At 38.9% G+C, this 5,994-nt stretch carries 6 protein-coding genes; 4 read left to right on the top strand and 2 right to left on the bottom strand.

Annotated features, from left to right (window positions below; genetic code table 11):
• Positions 1–26: 26 nt before the first annotated feature.
• A complete protein-coding gene (locus ACTF6W_RS00565; protein WP_438992591.1) occupies positions 27–1,463 on the bottom strand; it encodes an aldehyde dehydrogenase family protein in 1,437 nt (478 codons plus the stop codon).
• 1 nt (position 1,464) lies between these two features.
• On the bottom strand, positions 1,465–1,758 hold the full coding sequence (locus ACTF6W_RS00570) for a DUF1330 domain-containing protein (protein WP_438992592.1): 294 nt from the start codon (positions 1,756–1,758) through the stop codon (positions 1,465–1,467).
• Positions 1,759–1,958: 200 nt separating this feature from the next.
• Between ACTF6W_RS00570 and ACTF6W_RS00575 the strand changes: the two genes are divergently transcribed.
• The 4 genes from ACTF6W_RS00575 to ACTF6W_RS00590 all read left to right on the top strand — a co-directional run.
• On the top strand, positions 1,959–2,756 hold the full coding sequence (locus tag ACTF6W_RS00575) for a GntR family transcriptional regulator (protein WP_438992593.1): 798 nt from the start codon (positions 1,959–1,961) through the stop codon (positions 2,754–2,756).
• A 74-nt stretch (positions 2,757–2,830) separates the two neighbouring features.
• Positions 2,831–4,258 (top strand): flavin monoamine oxidase family protein, encoded by a 1,428-nt coding sequence (locus tag ACTF6W_RS00580; RefSeq protein WP_438992594.1) that lies wholly within the window; start codon positions 2,831–2,833, stop codon positions 4,256–4,258.
• A 1-nt stretch (position 4,259) separates the two neighbouring features.
• On the top strand, positions 4,260–5,228 hold the full coding sequence (locus ACTF6W_RS00585; RefSeq protein ID WP_438992595.1) for a VOC family protein: 969 nt from the start codon (positions 4,260–4,262) through the stop codon (positions 5,226–5,228).
• A gap of 8 nt (positions 5,229–5,236) precedes the next feature.
• The coding region (locus ACTF6W_RS00590; RefSeq protein WP_438992596.1) for a chromophore lyase CpcT/CpeT at positions 5,237–5,994 on the top strand (758 nt) is incomplete at its 3' end.

The following is a 5,994-nucleotide window of genomic DNA, read 5'->3' on the forward strand; positions in this document are numbered from 1 at the left end:
GATGCCTTATATCATCTAAATTATGTTCAAGGATAATTTGCATTCTTTTCATCAAAAGCTTCTATAGGAAAAGCATCAGCCGTATTGGTCATGATGGCTCTTTTTCTAAAGAAACGATGATAACCAGCTGGTCCCATTCGCGATTCTCCTAAACCAGAAAGTTTAAATGAATTTTTTTCAGCTTCATGCATAAACCCTGTAAGACTTCCTTCATTGATGCTAATCCCTCCAGCCTCAATTTGCACTGCAATTTCATTGGCATGTTCCATATTTTCAGAATATACAGAACCGCTCAGGCCATACTCAGTATCATTTGCCAAACGGATGGCTTCTTCATCACTTTCAAATGACATTATGGGAAGTACCGGACCAAATGTTTCTTTGGTTATAATATCCATTTCATGGTTGATGTTTGTAACGACAGTTGGACGGCACCATAATCCACCGCCATGATGTTCAATTTCACCACCCGTATGAATCTGAGCCCCTTTTGCAAGTGCATCATCCAATTGTTCTCTAATAATATCGGCCTGTTTTTCGAAGATAATCGGCCCAATATGCCCACTATTTAAATTCGGATAATTTAGCTCTACTTTTTTTGCTTTTTCAACGATTTTCTCAACAAAATCATCATAAAGGTTCTTGTGCACATAAATACGTTCAACGGATTGGCAGGCTTGCCCTGTATTAACGATAGAGGCGCGTAAGAGTGATGTTACCGCTCTATCTAAATCCGCATCCTCTAATACAATTGCAGGATCTTTTCCACCAAGCTCAAGGATAGCCGGAATAAGGTTTTTTGCGGCACGCTCTGCAACCAATCGTCCCGTTGCTACACTTCCGGTAAAACATACAATATCAACATGATCGATAAGAGATGCACCAGTGCTGCCATCGCCATCAATAAAATGAATAATGTCATTAAGCTCTTCAACTTCTGCAATTGCTTTTTTTAATGGACCGGCAAAACGAGGCGTGACTTCACTAGGTTTTACGATCGCAGTAGCACCGGACATCATTGCTGGCAATGCGTCAATAAGCGAAAGAGTTAATGGAAAGTTCCAGGGACTGATCACACCAACAACAGCATAAGGTATTAATTCACTTCTGTATTCAATGAATGGCATCGATCCTGAGTTTTTCGTTTCTGGTGCGCTGACTGACCTTGCCACCGTAATCCAACGATCGATAGCATTTGAAATGCCATCGACTTCCGCTACAGAAATATATAAACGTCCCGTATCATCAGAAAGCGCTTTAATCATTTCATCACGATGATTGGCAACTGCTTCTTTTAATTTATTTAATATTGAAATTCGATATTCTAAACCTTGGGCGAGCCATTTTTTTTGTTTTGCTCGCATTTTCTTTGCCAGAGCGGAGATTTCGTCATTTCCTATAACAGAAATTTCATAATCAAATTCGCCATTTCGAGGATTTCTGACAGTTAGAATATCGCTCATTCTATACTCCGCTCATTAAACGAACGACAACCTTGGCTTTTCCAAGTCTTAGTTTTTTGGCTTCAGCATATTCGGGAGAATTCCAAAATTCTTGCGCGGCCTCCATTGAGGGCCACTTTGAAACCACTACTTTTTTATCTTCGGGCCAATCACCTTCAAGAGTAACAGCATCTTTCGCTCCTCTCACGATATATTCACCACCGAATTTTCCAATTAAGTCTGCAGCAGCAACTGCATAATCACGAAACTCTTCCATATTATCTATTTCTGCAATAACAAGCATATAGGCGGACATTATAACCTCTTTTTTTATGGTATATTTAAAAGATCAAGCCACAACATTGGAAACTAGGTTATTAAGTAAAAAACACATTTTTACTTTTTTATATTTTGTTTATTGGCTTGTCTTGTACAATGAAAATGATATATCAATATATGTTATCAACAATGACTTTTGTCATTCCAAATTAATCGAAACAAGTTTAGCGGATAATCATGACTGATAAAACCATAAGTCCAAAAAATACTATCGATGAGACACTACCAACGCCACTATATCATCAAATTTATGTATTGATTCGTGAAAAGATTTTTTCCGGAGCTTATGAAAATGGCAGCCTAATTCCAACAGAAAATGAACTAGAAAAAATGTTTGATGTTTCCAGGATTACGGTCAAACGGGCACTTGATGAGCTTGCTGCTGAAGGTCTTGTTACGCGTCAACGTGGACGAGGGACAACCATAACTTTTTCTAATCCTGTTTCACATTCTTCTGCGAACATGGACGGGTTAATGGAAGATCTCATCTCAATTGTAAAAGAGACAACGGTTGAAATAATTGAATTTGATTATGTAAAAGCATCCCCGCAAGCAATGGATGCATTAAAGCTTGACCCATCATCGATTGTACAAAAAGCAATTCGAGTTCGCAAAAAAGATAACACGCCATTTTCATATGTTATCACTCATTTACCAGAAGAAATCGGCAGATCTTTTTCTACAGACGAACTAAAAAATGAACCCATTTTAGCGCTCATTGAAAGATCAGGAAAATCCATCTCTAGGGCAAGGCAAACAGTAACAGCAACACTTGCAGACGGAACTACCGCACCTGCGCTTGCAGTTAATATTGGTTCCCCCCTCCTTAAGGTTTCAAGAATTGTATATGACGATCAAGATATTCCTGTGGAATATATTATTATTTATTATCGCCCTGATCTGTACCAACTCAATCTAGAGCTTTCACGTGTCAAAGGCGAAAAATCAAACTTCTGGTCAACTGAACAGAAATAGAAACACGGAACAGTTTGAAATTTTAATTCGAATAAGTTATAAAGGTATGTCATTATAATTTATTCGGATAAATCATGCGTAATAAACTTAATTTTACTTCCAGGCGGCAGGTTTTAGCTGGACTTTCTGCTACAGCAGGAGCTTTAGCTCTTCCAGCATGCGTTAATAGCAGCGAAGAAAAAAAGCACTATGACACGATTATTATTGGCGCAGGCCTCGCAGGATTACACGCGTCACGCCTTTTAGAAGAAGAAGGTGCAGAATTACTTATTCTAGAAAGCAATAATCGCGTCGGTGGACGAATTTTTACGATGGATGATGTACCCTCATCTCCTGACGCCGGAGGCATGGAAATTGGACAAATGTATGCTCGTGCACGGTCAACTGTCAACGACCTAAACATCCAACTTGCTCCCTTCCCTACGTCACCGCGTGGTATGACTATCAACATTGATGATCATTCCACTACCATGTCTAATTGGGGTGATTGGGAATATAATCCGTTACCTGAATCGATCAAAAAGACACCGCCATTTGCGCTCATGCGAAGTGTTACACCCACTCCAAATCCACTCGTTGAATTAGACAGTTGGTTAGAAAAAGAAGCGCAGCAACATGATTTACCTTTGTCTGATTACTTAAAAAATATTGGTGATAGTCCATTAATCAGAGACATGATTGATATTAGTCTTCAGGGTGACAAATTGGAAAATATATCCATATTGGGCGAACTAAGAAAAGGACGTATCGGACAATTTGAGCGTAGCAATGGCCCTTCTGAAATGGTTGTTGGTGGAGCGAGCCGTTTACCTGAAGCGATGGCTAAGAGCTTAAAGTCTTCAATATTTTTTGGGAAAAAAGTCACCCGTATAGAGCGAAATGGAAATAAATCAATCGTTACTTGCGAAGATGGCAGTGAATATAGTGCAAATCATGTTATCTGTACCTTACCATATGCCGTTTTAAAGAATATTAGTATTAAGCCTGAACTGCCTGAATTACAGCGTAGAGCAGTAAATGAAATACCTTATTTACCGGCTACAGTATTTTATTTCACATCCAGTGAACCTTTCTGGGAAGAAGACGGCCTACCGCCAACAATGTGGACCAACAGTACGATTGAAAGGGTCTTTGCCTTGGCTTCGATTGATAAACCAGTCGCCGTATTTTGGGGTTTAATTAATGGTAATAATGCTATTGCATTTGATAAACTTTCCAGAGCGGCGCAAGAAAATTTAATTATTTCAGAAATGGAAAGAATTAGACCTGCTTGCCGCGGAAAATTATCGCTGCATAAAATTCATTCCTGGACAGCATCACCCCATAGTCGTGGCGCATGGGCATATTGGAAACCTGGCCAAATCACAAACTTTAGTAAGGTTTATCACGCCCCTCATAAAAACATTCATTTTGCCGGTGAGCATACATCGACTTTTGCAGCAGGAATTGAAGGCGCCTTTGAAAGTGGCGAGCGCGCCGCATTTGAAGTACTAGGAATATAATATGACAAACAATCTTGAGTTTAATAACGGATGGCAAGAAGCTGTCATTGTCGTTAGTGATTTAAATCGTATTGCTAAAGACCTTGAGATTGTCGGCGATTGGAAAATTCTAGCCGAAGGTGAACTTGAACAAGAACAATTGAAATTATGGTCTCTCAATGACAATGCTAAGGGTAAATATAAATTAGTGAGAAACCCTGATACGTCAAAAGGGTACCTACGTTTCATACAGTTGGACAATATCGAACAAGAGCAGATCAGACCTTCCGGTCAAATATGGGAATCGGGTGGAATATTTGATTTAAATTTTCGTGTTACTGACATAGAAGATAAATATAAAAAATTACTAGCGCGTGGCTGGACAGCCTATAATGACCCAACCGAATATGATTTTGGTCCCGTCACAGTCAGTGAAGTTTTAATGGTTGGCCCTGATGGTGTGTGTTTCGCTTTAATAGAAAGGATCGCACCACCACTAGAAGAGGACGGCGAGCCTTACGCAATTAGCAGAACGTTTAATTCTACAATGATTGTAAGAGATATTGATAAATCATTTAAATTTTTCAAAGATAAATTAGGTTTTAATACCGTTATGGAAGTCCTAGGCCATAGGCTTGATGCTGGCCCGAATGTCCTTGGCCTCGCTCATAATATTGTCCCAAATCATGCCATGAACGTTTATATTGTTCATCCAAATGGTGTCACCGATGGCTCAATTGAACTCCTAAAATTAGATGATCTTGAAGGTAGGAATTTTACGCCAAAAGCAAAGCCATATAATCTAGGAATTACGTCACTTCGTTTTCCCGTCACAAATATTGATCAACAATATGATGACCTTAAAGATAAGGACGTCAAACCCATATATGAACCCACTACTTTAGAAATGCAACCATACGGTAAAGTGAAAATTTTTGCCCTTGAACTTCCCGAAGGTGGATGGGTAGAATACTTTGAACCACTAAATTAGGAAAATTCATGAAAATCTTTCTTACAGTCATTACATATTTATTATTATGCACAAATGCCTTTGCACAAACGGCAAATGATGTACTCGACCGTGATTTCAGATTAATGATGAATTGGTTAGAAGGAGACTTTGATAATTCAGAACAATTTTTCTTCGAAGAAGAAATGAAAGTTCCTACCGATGAACGAAAAACTCGAATTCATATGACATTCAAAAAAATAGATCTACCAACAATTGGCGAGAATGTTTTTTACCTAGAACAATATACAGAAAATAAAACTGATAATGTTGGCAGGCAGCGCCTTTTCAATTTTATGCCCGATTATGAAAATGGAAATATTCGAATGCAAACTTTTACCTTTAAGGATGGTTCAATCGCAGTAGGCCTACAAAACGAACCTAGTAAGATTGCAAATATCTCAATAGATTCTGTTACGTCTATGAACCGAGAATGCGACGCAATATGGAACCGAAGTGCCAATGAATTTGTCGGTAAAATTTCACCTGATAACTGCACGATTGAAAGCAGAAGAGGTGGCAGTCTTTATATCACTGGACACTTCGTTTTAAGTAAAAACAGTTACTGGACCTATGAGAGCGGACGTCGCGCAGATGGTACATATACATTTGGTAGCGAAAAAATCGATCCGCTAAAGCTAAATAAAGCGCGTTATTTTACTTGCTGGATGGGCGTCCAAAATGATGAAATGGAAAGTGGGTGGAACTTCACAGCAAACCAACCTATCCATGACCAGGGTGGAGAAAT

It is taken from the genome of Pseudemcibacter sp. (assembly GCF_965661635.1).
Taxonomy (GTDB): Bacteria; Pseudomonadota; Alphaproteobacteria; order Sphingomonadales; family Emcibacteraceae; genus Pseudemcibacter.

Coding starts and splice junctions, on each gene's coding strand:
- ACTF6W_RS00570 (WP_438992592.1), bottom strand. CDS start 1,758: ATGTCCGCCTATATGCTTGTTATTGCAGAAATAGATAATATGGAAGAG.
- ACTF6W_RS00565 (WP_438992591.1), bottom strand. CDS start 1,463: ATGAGCGATATTCTAACTGTCAGAAATCCTCGAAATGGCGAATTTGAT.
- ACTF6W_RS00575 (WP_438992593.1), top strand. CDS start 1,959: ATGACTGATAAAACCATAAGTCCAAAAAATACTATCGATGAGACACTA.
- ACTF6W_RS00580 (WP_438992594.1), top strand. CDS start 2,831: ATGCGTAATAAACTTAATTTTACTTCCAGGCGGCAGGTTTTAGCTGGA.
- ACTF6W_RS00585 (WP_438992595.1), top strand. CDS start 4,260: ATGACAAACAATCTTGAGTTTAATAACGGATGGCAAGAAGCTGTCATT.